Below are 16494 nucleotides of genomic sequence, written 5' to 3'. Positions count from 1 at the left end.
AAGTGGAGACCCGAAGGTGCGAGGGCGCCGGTGGGTCGATCAATTATCCTCGATCCAAGAGTGGAGCTGTGCACACGTGACGCTGAAAGCAATCTTTTTTGATATGGACGGCACGTTGGTGGATTCCGAACCCTTGTGGGGCCAGGTCACCGCGGAGTTTTCGCGTCGGTTGGGCCACGAGATGACAGACGAGGAGCTGCTGAACACCATGGGTGGTTCATTTGATCACACCGTGACGTATGTGGGTCAGCTCAACGGGCGCACCTTTAGCAAGGAGGACCGCCGCCAGCTCATGATCACGTTCTACGGAGAGGTCATGCAGCTCATGCACGATGTCCTCGAGCCCAAGCCGGGTGTGACGGACCTGCTGCGCTCTATTCGCGCGGCGGGCATTCCGCAGCTCGTTACCACGAACACTTACCGCAAGCTCGCGGACAGTGAGATCGCCGCCGTGGGCACCGAATTCTTCACCTCGTCCGTCGCGGGCGACGAGGTATCGGAAGGCAAGCCCAGCCCTGAGATGTATCTCAAGGCCGCCTCCATCACGCAGGCCGCCCCAGAGGAGTGCCTTGTCTTTGAGGATTCCGTCGCCGGGATGACGGCCGCCCGCGATGCGGGCTGCCAGGTCATTGGTCTGCCTCCCGCACACGGAAGCATCATCGAGGGGGTTACCTCCCTGAAGGACCTCCACGGGTCGGACTCCTTCGTTGGGGTTACTGTGGACCACTGCAAGCGCTGGTTCGACGAGCTTCGCGCGTCCGCCTCGTAGGGAGCTGGTGCCGCGAGCCGCGGGCTCACGGTGAGGGGAGGCGGGGGAGGCGCGTCGACAAGCGTGACAGGCCACCCCGTGTCTAGGGGACGGGGACCAGATTCACCGGCGGGCCCGAGCGATGTGTGGCACAATTGTTTGCTATGAAAACCTTTGAGTCTCTGTTTGAGGAGCTAACAGCCAAATCCGCCGACCTACCCGAGGGGTCCGCAACCACCCACGCCCTCACCGAGGGCATGCATTTCATTGGCAAGAAGGTTATCGAAGAGGCCGGCGAAGTCTGGCTGGCGGGGGAGTACCAAAGCGACGATGAGCTGGCCGAGGAGATCTCCCAGCTGTGGTACTGGACCCAGGTGATGATGCTGCACCGCGGACTCACCCTGGACGACGTGTACAAGTACCTCTAGCGTCGCGCTTTCACCAGCACACACACCACCCACCGGTAGGAAAGACCGCACATCATGCTCCGAATAGCAGTTCCCAACAAGGGATCTCTCAGTGAAACCACCATGGAGATCCTCGCCGAGGCGGGCTACGCCACGCGCCCGGACAACAAGACCCTCACCGTGATGGACAAGACCAACGGGGTGGAGTTTTTCTTCCTCCGCCCCAAAGACATCGCCATCTATGTCGCCGGCGGCCAGCTCGATATCGGCATCACCGGACGGGACCTGGCCCTCGATTCCCAGGCTGCCGTAAAGGAGCTGCTTCCGCTGGGTTTTGGCGATTCCCGATTCTTCTACGCAGCCCCCGCCGCGCAGAAATGGTCGGTCGACGACCTGGAGGGCGCACGCATCGCCACGAGCTACCCCCACCTCGTGCGCGCGGACCTCGCGCGTCGCAACATCAAGGCCACGGTCATTCGCCTCGACGGAGCAGTGGAGATCTCCATCCGCTTGGGCGTCGCCGATGTCATCGCCGACGTTGTCTCCACCGGTCGCACGCTGCGCAAGCAGGGGCTAGCCACCTTTGGAGAGCCGTTGGTTTCTTCCGAGGCGGTGATTTACTGCCGAGAGGGCCGTGATGTCACCAGCGAGATGGAGGTGTTTACCCGCCGTATAGAGGGCATTCTCACTGCGCGGACGTTCATGATCCTGGACTACAACTGCCCAACCGACAAGCTTGAAGCCTTGACGGAAATCACGCCAGGCCTCTCCAGCCCGACGGTGTCCCCGCTGGAGAACAAGGAATGGGTGGCAGTGCGTGCGATGGTGCCCCGTAAGGAGGCCAACGCCATCATGGATCGCCTTTCCGCCGGCGGCGCCGAGGCCATTCTCGCCAGCGACATCCGCATCGCAAGGCTGTAGACCACCACAGAAAAACACCGTGGCTGCTGGATCACCAGCCTCCACGGTGTTTGTTAGCTACGGGTCAGTGCGCGAGGGCACCCATCGGATCCCACACAGGCAAGACGATGGGCTCCCCACTGAGGGCCGCGCGGTAATCCTCAGGCAGGGTGTCGCGGTGCACCGCAACGGCGAACACGTACTCATCAAACCACGAGTCGTTCATCGTCCAGAACCCCTTTTCGGCCTTGTCCGGGCCCCAGGAATTCTCCACGCGCCAACGGCGCGGGGTGCCGTCCTCGGTCTCGTCCACGCCTGTGAACACCATGGCGTGAGTCATCAGCGACTCGCCGGAAAGAACCCGCGCGAGCTTGTCCATGGACAGATCGACACCGTAAACACCCTCGTAATCGAGTAGGTGGGCATCCCACACGCCGGAGTTGCGCTCCGCCTGCTGGGTAGTGTCGCACCCGAACCACACCGAACGGCCCTCATTGAGGGTCTTCTGGATCGCTGCCTTCATCACGTCCACAGGGGCGTTGAGGTAGGTAACCGGCTTCGCCCCAACGACGTTTCCGAGGTACTCCACGGTGAGCATCTGTTTGGGGGCATGGCGTGGATCGTTGACCACGCACACGTACTCATCGAGGTTGACCGTGACATACTGATCGCGGAACGAGGCGGGGGTCATCGTGCCACCGCGGGTGAATTCGTTGTCCTTATTCCTGTACTGCCAGGTGAACTCCTCCGGCGGGGTGCCCAGGTGGATGGTGAGGATGCGGTAGGCATCCTCCAACGCCTGTCGCTTGACCTCCGTGCGTGCCTGCTCGGATTCTTCATTGCGCAGCGCGTAGGCAGCACACCGCAAAACGGTAGACAGGTCACGGTTCATCGCGCGGGTGTCCGAGGAGGATGCCGTCTCTGGCATCGCGTACTGGGGCACGATTCCGTACTTCTCAATGAGGGCGACGAGCATGTTCCACTGCCCACCATCCTCGATCGGAGCCTGCATGAGATGGGCGACCGTGCGATCGAGGATCTCCCGGTCACGCAGCTTATCCATCGCCTCGAGGAAGTAGTTGGCCTTCTCCCACTTATCCCAGAAGTGGACGAACGTTTGGGAGAGCTCGAAGTCCTTTACCTTGGTCTCCTTCATGATCGCCGCACGCAGCATGTTCATCCCGGCGAAGATCCAGCAGCGACCGGATTTCTTTTGGTTGGCCACTGCCCAGTCATCCACCTTGGTGGACACGCTGGAATCAATGGAGCGCAGCACGCTCCTGTCAACGGCGACGGTATCGATGCCCGTGGTGGTGACGGCGTTGCGCGCGATGCGGAAGGCCCGATCTGCAAGAAGAGCCTCGTTCTCAGTGGCGATAGACGCAGGTGTAAGTCCACGCTGCTCAGATTGTGTAGCCATAGTTATTTGTCTCCTCTCGTTTCTAGCTCATCGGGTCCCAGCAGGGGAGGAGGATTGCCTCTCCATCCCACGCCTTGAGTAGCTCTTGTGGCACGTACTCCCTCTTCACCACGACGGAGAAGACGTTATCCGCAAACCACTCGGAGGACATCGTGCCGTAGCCGTCGCCCGCCAGTTGCACGCCCTTGTGGTCCTTGACGCCCCACGAGTTTTCCACGCGGAAGTGCTTGGTCTGCTCGTCGTATCCGGTGAGCACCATCGCGTGGGTGGGTTTGACCTCCCACGTCATCATTCGGCCCTCACGGCTGTAGCCCATATCAACGCCGTAGATATCCTCGAGGTTGATGAGGCTGCGGTCCCACATCCCCAGCATCGGGTCGAACTGCGTGTTTACATCACAGCCGAACCACACCGGGTCCTCGCCCTTGATGGACTTAATGGCAACGCTGCGCACCGTCTCGATATCGGCGTTGACATAGCGGTACACGGGGCGGCCCCACACGTTGGTGGCCAGGTCCGTGTCATAGGCCCGGTTGGGCTCGTGATCGGCGCGAGCATCAAAGGCAACCTCGACGTACTGATCCAGGTCAGGCAGGTACTTTTGGGCAAACTCCTGGGGTGTAAATTCGCCTTCGCGGTGGAAGTTTCCGTCCTTATCGCGGTACTGCCACACAAACGAAGTCGGAGGCGTGCCAAGGTGGATTCCAACCACCCGCTGGATCTCCTTCATCGCCTCATCGATGGAGCCCTGGGACATCACGGTGCGGCGAACGATGGTATGGATCGCCCGGTTCATGGCAGGCGTGTTGCTGGCGGAGTCGGAATCCGGCATCGCGTACGAGGGAACCACCCCGTACTTCGCTACCAGGTTATTGACGTAGTTGAACAGGCCACCGTCATCGGCAGCCCCGTCGAGCACGAACGCCGTGCGACGATCGGAGAGGTCTACCGCACCATCCTCCGTGTGCGGGGCGTGTGGCTCCTCGTTACCGAGCAGGAAGTTAAGCGCAAAGTAGGCCTTCTCCAGCTTGTCAAAGTACTGGAGGTACGCCTCGGAAAATTCAAACTGCTCGAGGTTCAACTGGGTAGCGATCTTCTGGCGGTACATGTTGAGCGCGGCAAACATCCAGCACCGCCCGGAGGTCTTCTGGTCCGTCACCTTGAGGGAATCCAGCTTCACCTCGACGGACGGATCCAGTGCCAGCACTTTGTTCCGATCGAGAGCAACTTTGTTGACACTCACGGCGGTAACGGCGTTGCGCGCCACGGCTACCGTCGGATCGGCGTCCACCTTCTTTTGGATATCTTCCCTGCAGTCCTCGGTGAGAGGCTGCATCATCGTCGTTGTTTCCATACTTCTTTTATACGCTGGTTATAAGCACTATCTTGGAGATACCCCGGGGCTTTCCCACAGCAGGGAATGTACAAGCTGGTGTCCACAGCGCCAACCTGTGTAGCACGCGCTTTAACAGCCCATTTGAAAAGCACTGATGATGGTCGACCAGGTCCCCGAATTTGGATCCACCCGCCGCGAACATCCGCGCTTGTCTAAAATCCGAGACAATTTGTTTCATTGACAAGGGGAGCATTCCCCCCGAATAGCTATCACCCCTCACGTTCTGCCGCGTGTTTGCTCTCCATCGGGAGGCTCTCCGTTTCTTCAGCCCAGGCTGGTCATATACGGGAGGGGCTCGTGCGATACGATCCCCACTTGCAACGCCGTAACATGGGTGTGCCACAACATCTCTATGAGAGGCCATTCCTATTTTGTTAAAGGGTGAAAAATGTATGTTGAACAGAATATTTGCACAAATGCTTCGTCGCTATTAGGGTAGACGTGTACTTACGACAAGGTAGGTTAAAGCTTCGCTCCCGTGATTCACGGGATAGCTCTATCTGTCTGAACAGCGCCGCTAGACCAATCCGGTGAAGGCAGCGAGGAAGGATCAATAATAGGACAGGATTCGAATAGGACAGGCTCATAGCTCCACATGAGGCAGAGCTATCCGCAACGAAGCAGCCTTGCGCACGTGGAAGTGCACAGGGAAGAGTCGTCCGAGTTTAGCCACATCCACCTAAGCGTGGCTGGCTACAAGAATCGCCTCACAGAAATCTGAACAAGAGCCGTTCACACTCGAACTTTGTCCGCCGTGGCAGCTGGTCGTTAGATCAGATCCCTGGCGTGTGGTGAACGAGTAACACCCCTCCGCAGGGTCACCGTTTTCCTTGGTGGTGGGGCACCGATCCACGCTAACAGGCGAGGGGAGGGAATACCCGTTCGATTCATATGTGTTGCGGCTTGCCGTTTCCCTCTCAAGGCCAACTGGCCGTAGAAACACAGTGAATACTCAAAGGGAGAATTCCACCACATGCTTGTAGCATTGCAAATACTTATTGTTCTTGGCGCCATCGTCCTCGGCGCGCGCCTCGGTTCTATCGGCATCGGTTTCGCCGGTGGCCTAGGTGTCCTCCTCCTCGGCATCGCCGGCGTACCCGTCACCAAGGATGACATCCCCTTCGACGTCGTCGGCATCATCATGAGCGTCATCGCCGCCATCTCGGCCATGCAGCTCGCCGGCGGCCTGACCTACCTCGTCCATTTGGCTGAGAAGGTGCTCCGCAAAAACCCGAAGAACATTACGTTCCTCGCGCCGGTAGTCACCTACCTCATGACCCTTCTTGCGGGTACCGGCCACACCGCCTTTTCCACGCTGCCGGTGATCACCGAGGTGGCTAAGGAAGGCAAGGTCCGGCCTTCGCGTCCGTTGTCCGTGGCCGTGGTCGCCTCCCAGATGGCCATCACGGCATCGCCGATCTCCGCCGCCGTGGTGTTCCTTGCCTCCGTGCTTGAGCCGCTGGGAGTGGGCTACCTGCAGCTCCTCGCCGTTGCCATCCCGTCCACGTTCCTCGCGATTTTCCCCACCGCATTCCTCTCCAACCACCTGGGCAAGGAGCTGGAGGACGATCCGGTGTACAAGGATCGACTCGCCCGCGGACTAGTCCAGGCGCCAACGCGCCAGAAGGACTACACCGCTCCCAAGGGTGCGAAGTTGAGCGTGGGCATCTTCCTCGCCGCCATCGTCATCGTCATGGCGTACGCAACGCTTATTTCTGATCAGATTGGGCTCATCCAGAACCCCACGCTGCCCCGCAATGAGGCGATCATGTCCATCATGCTGGGAGCCGCCACGATCATCATCATCGCCTGCAAGCTGAAAGCAGGGGAGGTGCTCAACCAGCAGGTGTTCAAGTCCGGCATGTCTGCCGCCGTGTGCGTCATGGGCGTCGCCTGGCTCGGCACCACGCTGATCAATCAGTACATTGACCAGATTAAGGCCGCCTCCGGCAGCGTCCTGCAGGATTACCCCTGGTTGTTGGCCGTCATCTTGTACCTTGCCGCATCCCTGTTGTACTCGCAGGCCTCCACTACTAAGGCCCTCGTGCCCGCAGCGTTGGCAGTGGGCGTCAGCCCGCTCGCCGCGGTGGCAGCGTTCCCGGCGGTATCCGCACTGTTCGTTCTGCCCACGTATCCCACCCTCCTCGCCGCCGTTGAGATGGACGACACGGGATCGACTCAGATTGGCAAGTACGTGTTTAACCACCCGTTCATCATTCCCGGCACGGTGTGTATCGCAATCTCAGTGGCGCTCGGCTTCGCCTTCGGTTCCGTCATCTTGTAGGTGACGGGTAACCAGTCAAACTTCACCAGCAACATTCGCAGACGACAAGGTGGTGTGTTCACAGGACATATCCGAATCACGCGTACGACACCATGATCTGGGCGCAGGTAGCGTGATCTCCCCTTTATGGGGCTAGCCACGGTGATTTGATTGAACAATTATCCGCCGGGCTAGCAGCTACAACAAGGTTTCCCAGAGCAATGGATTCTCGGTCGGCTCAAGTCGGTGCCGCAATCGGTGGCATACTTGGAACCGTCCGAGATGAGAAGCAAATAAGCAGCTGAATAGCTCTTTTCAGATCACTCTCCGACGTTATGCGGAGAACGAACAACGAATAGAAGGTATCGAAAAAGTGGCAGACAACACTAACTCCACAAACAACTCCACCCGCACCGAGGAAGACCTCCTCGGAACGATGGAAATCTCCAACGACCACTACTACGGGATTCACACCCAGCGGGCCATCGATAACTACCAAATCTCCGGCGTGACCGTCAACAGCCAGCCAAACTTCATCCGTGGAATGGTGTACACCAAGAAGGCAACGTCCATTGCCAACAACAAGGTGGGCGCACTGTCCAAGGAGAAGTCGGATGCCATCAACTGGGCGTGCGACCGCATCCTCAACGATGGTGCATGCATGGATCAGTTCCCCATCGACCTGTTCCAGGGCGGTGCCGGCACCTCGCTCAACATGAACACGAACGAGGTTGTCGCCAACGTTGCCCTCGAGCACCTGGGCAAGAACAAGGGCGACTACGACGTCATCCACCCCAACGATGATGTCAACATGAGCCAGTCCACCAACGACGCGTACCCCACCGGCCTCAAGCTCGGGTTCTACGCGGGTGTTCAGAGCCTCGTCGAGGAGCTGGAGAAGCTTATCGGCTCGTTCGATGCCAAGGGCAAGGAATTCGCATCCGTTCTGAAGATGGGCCGCACCCAGCTCCAGGATGCTGTTCCGATGTCGCTGGGCCAGGAGTTCTACGGCTACGCCCACACCTTGGGAGACGAGATCGACAACCTCCAGCGCGCAGCCAAGGAGCTGCTCGTGGTTAACCTGGGCGCCACCGCTATCGGCACCGAGCTCAACACCCCAGACGGCTTCACCGAGGCTGTGACCAAGGCTCTCGCCGAGGTGACGGGCCTGGACATCACTTCTGCCCCCGACCTTGTGGCCGCCACCAGTGACCAGGCCGCCTACGTCTCTGTCCACGCCGCTCTGCGTCGCTTGGCCATCAAGCTCTCCAAGACCTGCAATGACCTGCGTCTGCTTGCCTCAGGCCCCCGCGCAGGCCTGAAGGAGATCAACCTTCCGGAGCGCGCCGCCGGTTCCTCCATCATGCCCGCCAAGGTCAACCCGGTCATCCCCGAGGTTGTTAACCAGGTGTGCTTCAAGGTGTTCGGCAACGACGTCACCGTCGGCTACGCCTCCGAGGCTGGCCAGCTCGAGCTCAACGTCATGGAGCCCGCCACGGGCCAGGCCATGTTCGAGTCCCTCACCATCCTCACCAACGCCATGAAGACGCTGCGTGAGAAGTGCGTCGACGGGATCACGGCCAATCCCGAGATCTGCAAGAACCACGTTCACAGCTCCATCGGTGTCATCACCTACCTCAACCCGTTCATTGGCCACGCTGCCGGTGACCGCATTGGCAAGGAGGCCGCCGAGACGGGCAAGCCGGTCCGCGATCTCGTCCTCGAGCACGGGCTTCTCGACGAAGAGACCCTGGACAAGGTGCTCTCTGATGAGAACCTCATCAACCCCTCCATGGACATCGCTCCGCACAAGTAACCGCTAACTAACAGTTCCCGCCCCGGGAACTGCCTCACAGAGGCCACAACCTTTACGGGTTGTGGCCTTTATTGTGCGCTCCGTACCGGTCAGACGGGTAGGTGATGGCTTCTCGACGGCCACCCCACCGCCCCCTGTCACCACCGGGTGTGTTCACCCCCCCTCAAAGGGGGTGTTGAGCTACACACCTTGGTGTTATAAGTGTCACTCCTGGGTGCCGCCGCTCGGCCGTGGGGATTACCCAGCGGGGGATGCGGTAACGATTGGTCCAGTGATAACACCTTTGGGTTTGGAGAAAGGTGGGGGAGTTCCGGCCGAAACGGCGCGCGGTTTAGTAACACCAAGGCGCTATTCCCTCCTCTTCCACCGCACCCCACAAAGTGCAGGAGTCGGACATTTGTCAGACATAGACCCCCAATTCTCGGTAATCTAGACCCATGACAGAAAAAGTCCCCTCAGATGTTGAAATTGCACAGGCACACCATGCCCTCCCGATCACTGAGATCGCGAAATCCGCAGGAATCCCCCAAGAAGCACTCATTCCCTTCGGCACCAACAAGGCCAAGGTAGACATCAACTTTGTCAAGGACCACCCTGAGCAGGCAAAGGTCATCCTCGTGACCGCCATGTCACCAACGCCCGCCGGCGAGGGCAAGACCACCACGCTCATCGGTCTCGCCGATGCCCTCAAGCTCGAGGGCAAGAACGCCTTCGTCGCCCTCCGCGAGCCCTCGCAGGGCCCCGTCATGGGCATCAAGGGCGGTGCCGCCGGCGGTGGCTACGCCCAGATCGTCCCGATGGAGGAGATCAACCTTCACTTCACCGGTGACTTCCACGCCCTCGCCGCCGCCAACAACACGCTGGCCGCGCTCATCGACGCCCACATCCACAACGGCAACGCCCTCAACATCGACCCCCGCCAGATCACGTGGCGGCGCTGCCTCGATGTCAACGACCGCTCGCTGCGCCACATCGTCACCGGCCTCGGTGGCAAGGCACAGGGCACGCCCACGGAGACTGGCTTCGACATCACCGCTGCCTCGGAAATGATGGCCATCCTCTGCCTCGCCTCCGACTACAAGGACCTCAAGGAGCGCATCGGCCGCATCGTTGTCGGCTCCACCTACGCCGGCGAGCCCGTCCAGGTGTCCCAGCTTGGCGTGGAAGGCGCACTCACCGCCCTCCTCAAGGACGCTATCCACCCGAACCTGGTGCAGACCCTCGGCGGGGTTCCGGCGTTCGTCCACGGCGGACCGTTCGCCAACATCGCCCACGGCTGCAACACCCTGACGGCCACCAAGACGGCTATGAAGCTCGGCGATTACGTGTGCACGGAAGCAGGCTTCGGTGCTGACCTCGGCGCGGAGAAGTTCTTCGACATGAAGGCACGCTACGGCGATATCAAGGTCGACGCAGTCGTCCTCGTCGCAACCATCCGCTCCCTCAAGTACAACGGTGGTGTCCCCCGCGACGAGCTCACCAACGAGAACCTCGAGGCCCTCGAGGCGGGCGTAGTCAACCTCCAGCGCCACGTGGAGAACGTGCGCAAGTTCGGTGTGGAGCCGGTCATTGCACTCAATGATTTCGTGTCCGATACCCAGGCGGAACGCGACTTCATGTCTGCATGGGGCGAAAAGAACGGTGTCCCCGTCATCGAGTCCAAGGTGTGGGCCAAAGGCGGCGAGGGCGCGCGCGAGCTGGCCAAGGCTGTCATTGAGGTGGTCGAAAGCGGCAAGAGCGACTCCCACCCGCTGTATGACGTGGAGGACGGCATCGAGGCGAACATCAAGAAGATCGCCACCGAGCTGTACCACGCAGGCGACGTGCAGTACTCCGCCAAGGCCCTCAAGGACCTCAAGTTCATCCAGGAGAATGGGTGGGACAAGCTCCCGGTCATCATCTCCAAGACCCAGTACTCGTTCTCTGACGATGGCTCCAAGCTCGGCGCCCCGGAGGGCCACACTCTCCACGTGCGTGAGCTCCTGCCCAAGATCGGTGCTGGCTTCATCGTCGCCCTCACCGGCAACGTCATGACTCTTCCGGGTCTGGGCAAAACACCTGCGGCCCTGAAGATCGACATCGACGATAACGGCGTTATCAGCGGTCTTTTCTAGCCGCCGGTCACCCCGTCAACTCATCGCGGCCTACCAGGAACCCCTGGTAGGCCGCCTTTTATGGGCACAGCAACCGCGCGCCTAGTCGGCGTTCGGCCACCCCGGGTACGGAGGAAGCGTTCCACCGAAGGCGGGGCACATGGTTTGAAAATCGCACCAGTTGCACAGCTTCGAGGGGCGGGGCTCGAACTCTCCGGTCTTGCCCTTGTGCCTTATCTCGTCCCACAGCACGACGAGCTCGGCGGCGAACGCCTCCAGCGTTGCCTCATCCGGGCTGAGAGTGAGGTCATCACCCACGGCGAGGTACATAAGCCGCAGCTGGGCCGGGATCACCCCGTGCAGTTGCCACCACACGAGCGCGTAGAACTTCATCTGCGCCATCGCATCATCGGCGAAGCGGGGGCTCGGCTTCTTGCCCGTCTTATAATCCACGATGCGCACCATGCTGGAATCGTTGATATCGATGCGGTCGATGAAGCCACGCAGCGGCACATCGTCGCGCAGAGTGGTGGTAACGAATTCCTCCATCTTCTCTGTCACAAGCCCCTGCGGGTTTTCCATCATGAAGTAGCCCTTGACCAGGTTTCGTGCCTGCACAAAAAAGTCCATTTCCTGCGCCTCCGGAACCACGGTGCTGAGCTCAGGATCGCGGGACTTCATCTGCTCCCACCGCGGAACAATCAGTTTGACCGCGCGGGGATAGGTGCGTTCCTCCGGTGGCAACCCCATGAGCTCCTCTAAGACTGCATGCACCAGAGTGCCTTTGAGCTGATAATCCTTGGTCTCCTGGGGGATCTTGTCGATGGCGGAGAGGCGGAACGACAGCGGGCATTTCTTATACTGGCTCACCCGCGAGGGGGACAGCGCTACCTTAAACCGCTTGAAGTTGTCAGATGATTTCTTGCTCACAATGGATTCCATTCTAGCCACTTCCGCCTTTTCTCTTTGCCCCTGTGGTGTGGGGCTTGGGGACGATCGCATGCGCTGGGTATTCTGGTTTCCATGAGTGCGTTTACCGATTACCTCGACGCAAGCCCAAGCTCGTTCCACGCCGCAGATGAGGCAAAGAACCAACTTGTCGCTGCCGGTTTCACCGAACTTTCTGCCACTGACCCGTGGGATAATTCGCCCGGGGGCCACGTCATGGTCGTTGGGGGAGCAGTCCTAGCCTGGTGGGTGCCCGAAAAGATCACGGTGAGCCCAATCCGGATCGTCGGGGCGCACACCGATTCCCCCGGATTCAAGCTCAAGCCGCAGGCGGAATTTACCGCCCACGGTTTCTCCCAGGCCGGGGTAGAAGTCTACGGAGGAGCGATCCTCTCTAGCTGGTTCGATAGGGAACTGGTGCTCGCCGGCACGGTGACGCTCGCCAGCGGGGAAACGCTGCTCGTCACCACGCCTCCGGCACTGCGGATCCCGCACCTGGCTATCCACCTCGACCGCTCCGCCAACCAGGGCTTCTCGCCCGACAAGCAGGATCACCTGCAGCCCATCGTGGACGTGGCACCCGACCCGTCGCTGGGCGCTGATCCGATCGGGGTGCTTGAGCTCATCGCCACCACTGCGGATGTCCGTGCCCGCGATATCGTCACCTACGACCTCATCACCTGCGATGCCCAACCGGCCGCGCTGACGGGGGCAGCCGGAAACCTCATCGCCTCGGGGCGCCTGGATAACCTGTCCAGCGTGTGGCCCGCGATCACTGCCCTTGAACGGGCCAGCAAGACAAACCCGGATTCCATCATCATGACGTGCTGCTTCGATCACGAGGAGGTGGGCAGCTCGTCTCGCACTGGTGCAGGTGGCCCGCTGCTGGAGCAGGTCATCCGCCGCACGCTCACCGCTGCCGGCTTGTCTACCGACGAGATCTACCAGGTCATCAACTCGTCCATCATGGTCTCGGCGGACGCGGCGCACTCCATCCACCCGAATTACGCGCAGCGCCACGATCCGCACACGTTCCCTATCATGGGCTCCGGCCCGGTGGTGAAGTACAACGCCAACCAGCGCTACGCCACCACGTCGGAATCCGCAGCGGCCTTCATCCATGCGTGTGACCAGGCGGACGTTCCGGTGCAGGAGTTCGTGTCCAACAACGACGTGCCGTGTGGCTCCACCATCGGCCCGATCTTCTCCACCCGCACGGGAATCTCCACCGTCGACGTGGGAATCCCACTTTTATCCATGCACTCGGCGCGCGAGCTGTGCCACGCGGACGACATCGATTTCCTCACCGAGGCGCTGCGCGCGTTCTTTGAGGCAGATCGCTACGAGTAGGGGAGTAATAGCATGAAAGATCAAGTGGAGTTTGTGGAGAACCTCTACAGAAAGTTCGAGGACACGGAGGCACACGATAAGGTGCGGTTCGCCGCCTGGTGTCTCCACCGTGCCGCTACGCTTCCAGTGGTGGCGGGCGTGAACACCGACGAGCTGGAGAGGCTCGCCCATCTCCTGTGGGACGGTGACGACCCGCTCGCCGACGCTCCAACAGGCGACGAAGCCCCAGCCACGATCGTCGCACTTTCCAAGGACGATGAGGATGCCGCGGCCATCGCCGACGAACTTAGCCAGTCCGTGGAGGACGCGCGCGAGGCGCTCAAGGACAATTCTGCTGAGGCAACGGCTCGGTGTGCCGAGCACAACCTCACCATCCTCACCTTCGCCACCTATCCCCACCACGAGAAGGTGGTGGAAAAGGAGATGGCCGATCTGACGAGTGCGGCCGATAAGATCATCGGCGCTGAGGCAATGTCCATCGACTACCTGGCGCCCGCGACGGCTACGACGCCCGCGACGGACACGATGCCTGCGACGGACGCAGGAGACCCAAACGAACAAGACAGCGAGCTAGGTCACTCGGATCGAAAGGAAGAAAAGCACTAGATGGCATACTCGGGACCGTTTCAGGCTGGCGATCGCGTCCAGCTCACCGACCAAAAGCGACGCCACCACACCATCGTGTTGGAGCCCGGCGAAAGCTACTTCACCCACAAGGGCGAAATCCGCCACGACGATATCATCGGCTCAGACGAGGGCAGCGTGGTCGAGTCGACGCTGGGGGAGGAATACCTGTGCTTCCGCCACCTCATGGTGGACCACGTCCTGTCCATGCCCCGCGGGGCCGCCGTCATCTACCCCAAGGACACCGCCCAAATACTTGTCGAGGGTGACATTTTCCCCGGCGCGCGCGTCCTTGAGGCCGGCGCTGGCTCCGGTGCGCTGTCCATGGCGCTCCTGCGCGCCATCGGGTGCGAGGGCGCACTCATCTCTTACGAGATCCGCGAGGATCACCTGGAATTTGCCCGCAGCAACGTGGCCTCCTACTTCGGCCACGAGCCGGAGCAATGGGACCCGCGGCTCGGCGACCTGTCCGAGGTGCACCTCGACGATATCGACGGGCACGTCGACCGCATCATCCTCGACATGGTGGAGCCCTGGACGTGCATCGATAACGTCGCGGAGCTGTTGCGCCCCGGCGGCGTGTTCATGACGTACGTACCCACGGTTCCCCAGCTCATGAACATCATGGAGCACATCAGGGACAAGAAGTGCTTCACCGAACCGCGGGCGTGGGAGACCCTCTTGCGCGAGTGGCGCGTCGAGGGGCTCGCCACCCGGCCCGAGCACCGGATGAACGCCCACACCGCGTTCCTCGTGTGGGCTCGCAGACTTGCCGACGGCGTGACGCCGCCACGCCCCAAGCGCCGCGTACGGAAGTAGGTGGCCGTCGGCCGATCGGGTGTCCCGGCTACGAGGGCGGCGCGGTACAGTCAAAGGTATGACTTCAGCGCACGATTCCACCGGGACAGCCCGCCCCTCACCCAAGTCGGAGGAGACGAGAAGAGAGGCCGATGAACGTCGGCGCTCGGCGGATTACGCCAGGGTGATCAGGCAAAACCGGGACCTGGGGGCCCGCAACCAGAAGCTCGTCGAGCTGCTCAAGGCCTCCCGCGACAAGCTCTCAGAGCTGTACGGGGAGCTGGAGGAGCTCGCCACCCCGCCGTCTACGTACGGCACGTACCTCGGCACCGAAGAGCCGAACTACTCGGCGGAGATCTTCACTGGTAACCGCCGCATGCGCGTCATGGTATCGCCCAGCATCAATACTGCCGACCTGCAGCCGGGCATGCGGGTGCGCCTGGCCGAGGGCAACATCGTGGTGGAGGCCTGCGGCTTCACCGCCCACGGGGAACTTGCCGCGATGGTGGAAAGGATCGGGGAGGACCGCGCGCTGGTCGTGTCTGTCACAGGCGACCGCTCCGTGGTTGAGCTCGCCGGCCCCATCCGCGGCGTGGCCGAGGCGGGGGACACGCTGCTCATCGATCCAAAGGTGGGCTTCGCCTTCGAGGTCGTGCCCGTCACGGAGATGAACCGCCTCAACCTGCAGGAGGTCCCGGACGTCACCTACGACGATATCGGCGGGCTCGACGCGCAGATCGAGGCCATCAAGGATGCCGTCGAGCTCCCGTTCCTCCACCCCGAGCTGTACGACCGCTACGAGCTCAAGCCACCCAAGGGCGTGCTCCTCTACGGCCCGCCCGGCTGTGGCAAGACGCTCATCGCCAAGGCGGTGGCCAACTCCCTGGCGCAGCGCATCGGGGGAGAGGAGGCCAGCTACTTCCTCTCCATCAAGGGGCCGGAGCTGCTCAACAAGTTCGTCGGCGAGACCGAGCGCCAGATCCGCGTCGTGTTCGAGCAGGCCCGCGACGTGGCCGAGGCCGGCCGCCCGGTCATCATCTTCTTTGATGAGATGGAGTCCATCTTCCGCACGCGTGGCTCGGGTGTGAGCTCGGACATGGAGACCACCGTCGTGCCGCAGCTGCTCGCCGAGCTCGACGGCGTGGAGTCCCTTTCCAACGTCATCATCATCGGTGCCACCAACCGCGAGGAGCTCATTGACCCGGCGATCCTGCGCCCCGGGCGTCTCGACGTGAAGATCCGCATCGACCGCCCCGACCGCGACGGTGCCGCCGACATCTTCTCCCGCTACATCACCGATTCGCTGCCGCTGGCCGAGCCCGCCGAAGCGCTCATCGCCTTCGGCGTCGAGCAGATGTTCGCCCACACCCCGTACGTGGAGCTCACCTTCGATAACGGCGACACGCACACCCTGTACTACGAGGATTTCATTTCCGGCGCGCAGATCGCCAACGTGGTGGATCGCGCCAAGAAGCAGGCCATCAAGTGCCACCTCGCCGATTCTTCCCACCCGGGCATCACCCGCGAGCTTGTTGCCGCGGCGATCACCCAGGAGCAGCGGGAGAGCGAAGACCTGCCCAACACGCAGAGCCCGGACGAGTGGACGCGGATTGCGGCCAAGCGCACCAAGGGTTTAAAGAACCATACCGTCGTAAAGGCCACCCCGCTCTAACCCACGGCGGTGGGACTCCCACCGCAACCACGAGACGTCGACAAGCCACTAAGAGGAAC

At 61.2% G+C, this 16494-nt stretch carries 13 protein-coding genes; 10 read left to right on the top strand and 3 right to left on the bottom strand.

What is annotated here, in order from left to right; genetic code table 11:
• The first annotated feature begins 76 nt into the window (after positions 1–76).
• The 3 genes from HMPREF1219_RS02770 (at position 77) to hisG (ending at position 2076) form a co-directional block, all read left to right on the top strand.
• Positions 77–769, top strand: a complete 693-nt coding sequence (locus HMPREF1219_RS02770; RefSeq protein ID WP_016457495.1) for an HAD family hydrolase — start codon at positions 77–79, stop codon at positions 767–769.
• A gap of 143 nt (positions 770–912) precedes the next feature.
• On the top strand, positions 913–1176 hold the full coding sequence (locus tag HMPREF1219_RS02765) for a phosphoribosyl-ATP diphosphatase (protein ID WP_040426799.1): 264 nt from the start codon (positions 913–915) through the stop codon (positions 1174–1176).
• Positions 1177–1230: 54 nt separating this feature from the next.
• On the top strand, positions 1231–2076 hold the full coding sequence (hisG, locus tag HMPREF1219_RS02760) for an ATP phosphoribosyltransferase (RefSeq protein WP_016457493.1): 846 nt from the start codon (positions 1231–1233) through the stop codon (positions 2074–2076).
• A gap of 64 nt (positions 2077–2140) precedes the next feature.
• Here hisG and HMPREF1219_RS02755 read toward each other — a convergent pair whose 3' ends face one another.
• Both HMPREF1219_RS02755 and HMPREF1219_RS02750 read right to left on the bottom strand, forming a co-directional pair.
• On the bottom strand, positions 2141–3475 hold the full coding sequence (locus tag HMPREF1219_RS02755) for a C1 family peptidase (protein ID WP_016457492.1): 1335 nt from the start codon (positions 3473–3475) through the stop codon (positions 2141–2143).
• A 22-nt stretch (positions 3476–3497) separates the two neighbouring features.
• Entirely contained in the window at positions 3498–4829 is a 1332-nt protein-coding gene (locus HMPREF1219_RS02750; protein ID WP_040426797.1) for a C1 family peptidase, read from the bottom strand.
• A gap of 1015 nt (positions 4830–5844) precedes the next feature.
• Here HMPREF1219_RS02750 and HMPREF1219_RS02745 point away from each other — a divergent pair.
• The 3 genes from HMPREF1219_RS02745 (at position 5845) to HMPREF1219_RS02735 (ending at position 11064) form a co-directional block, all read left to right on the top strand.
• On the top strand, positions 5845–7155 hold the full coding sequence (locus HMPREF1219_RS02745) for an anaerobic C4-dicarboxylate transporter (RefSeq protein ID WP_016457490.1): 1311 nt from the start codon (positions 5845–5847) through the stop codon (positions 7153–7155).
• 352 nt (positions 7156–7507) lie between these two features.
• On the top strand, positions 7508–8950 hold the full coding sequence (gene aspA / locus HMPREF1219_RS02740) for an aspartate ammonia-lyase (protein ID WP_016457489.1): 1443 nt from the start codon (positions 7508–7510) through the stop codon (positions 8948–8950).
• A gap of 437 nt (positions 8951–9387) precedes the next feature.
• Complete coding sequence (locus HMPREF1219_RS02735) at positions 9388–11064, top strand: formate--tetrahydrofolate ligase (protein ID WP_016457488.1); 1677 nt, start codon at positions 9388–9390, stop codon at positions 11062–11064.
• An 81-nt stretch (positions 11065–11145) separates the two neighbouring features.
• Here the strand turns inward: HMPREF1219_RS02735 and HMPREF1219_RS02730 are convergent, their stop codons facing one another.
• The gene (locus HMPREF1219_RS02730; protein ID WP_016457487.1) at positions 11146–11985 is read right to left on the bottom strand and encodes a RecB family exonuclease; all 840 of its coding nucleotides are present in this window, start codon (positions 11983–11985) and stop codon (positions 11146–11148) included.
• A gap of 81 nt (positions 11986–12066) precedes the next feature.
• Between HMPREF1219_RS02730 and HMPREF1219_RS02725 the strand changes: the two genes are divergently transcribed.
• Genes HMPREF1219_RS02725 through arc form a run of 4 tightly spaced genes read left to right on the top strand, consistent with a single transcriptional unit; the run spans position 12067 to position 16435 of the window.
• Complete coding sequence (locus tag HMPREF1219_RS02725; RefSeq protein WP_016457486.1) at positions 12067–13341, top strand: M18 family aminopeptidase; 1275 nt, start codon at positions 12067–12069, stop codon at positions 13339–13341.
• Between the two features lie 12 nt (positions 13342–13353).
• Positions 13354–13947 carry a hypothetical protein gene (locus tag HMPREF1219_RS02720; RefSeq protein ID WP_016457485.1) on the top strand — a complete coding sequence of 198 codons (594 nt, stop codon included), beginning with the start codon at positions 13354–13356 and terminating at the stop codon, positions 13945–13947.
• Positions 13948–14784 carry a tRNA (adenine-N1)-methyltransferase gene (locus tag HMPREF1219_RS02715; protein WP_016457484.1) on the top strand — a complete coding sequence of 279 codons (837 nt, stop codon included), beginning with the start codon at positions 13948–13950 and terminating at the stop codon, positions 14782–14784.
• A 58-nt stretch (positions 14785–14842) separates the two neighbouring features.
• A complete protein-coding gene (gene arc / locus HMPREF1219_RS02710; RefSeq protein WP_016457483.1) occupies positions 14843–16435 on the top strand; it encodes a proteasome ATPase in 1593 nt (530 codons plus the stop codon).
• The last annotated feature ends 59 nt before the right edge of the window (positions 16436–16494 follow it).

It is taken from the genome of Corynebacterium pyruviciproducens ATCC BAA-1742, assembly GCF_000411375.1.
Classification (GTDB): domain Bacteria; phylum Actinomycetota; class Actinomycetes; order Mycobacteriales; family Mycobacteriaceae; genus Corynebacterium; species Corynebacterium pyruviciproducens.
The sequence above is the reverse complement of the archived record's forward strand: the minus strand, read 5'-3'. Positions and strand labels throughout refer to the sequence as shown.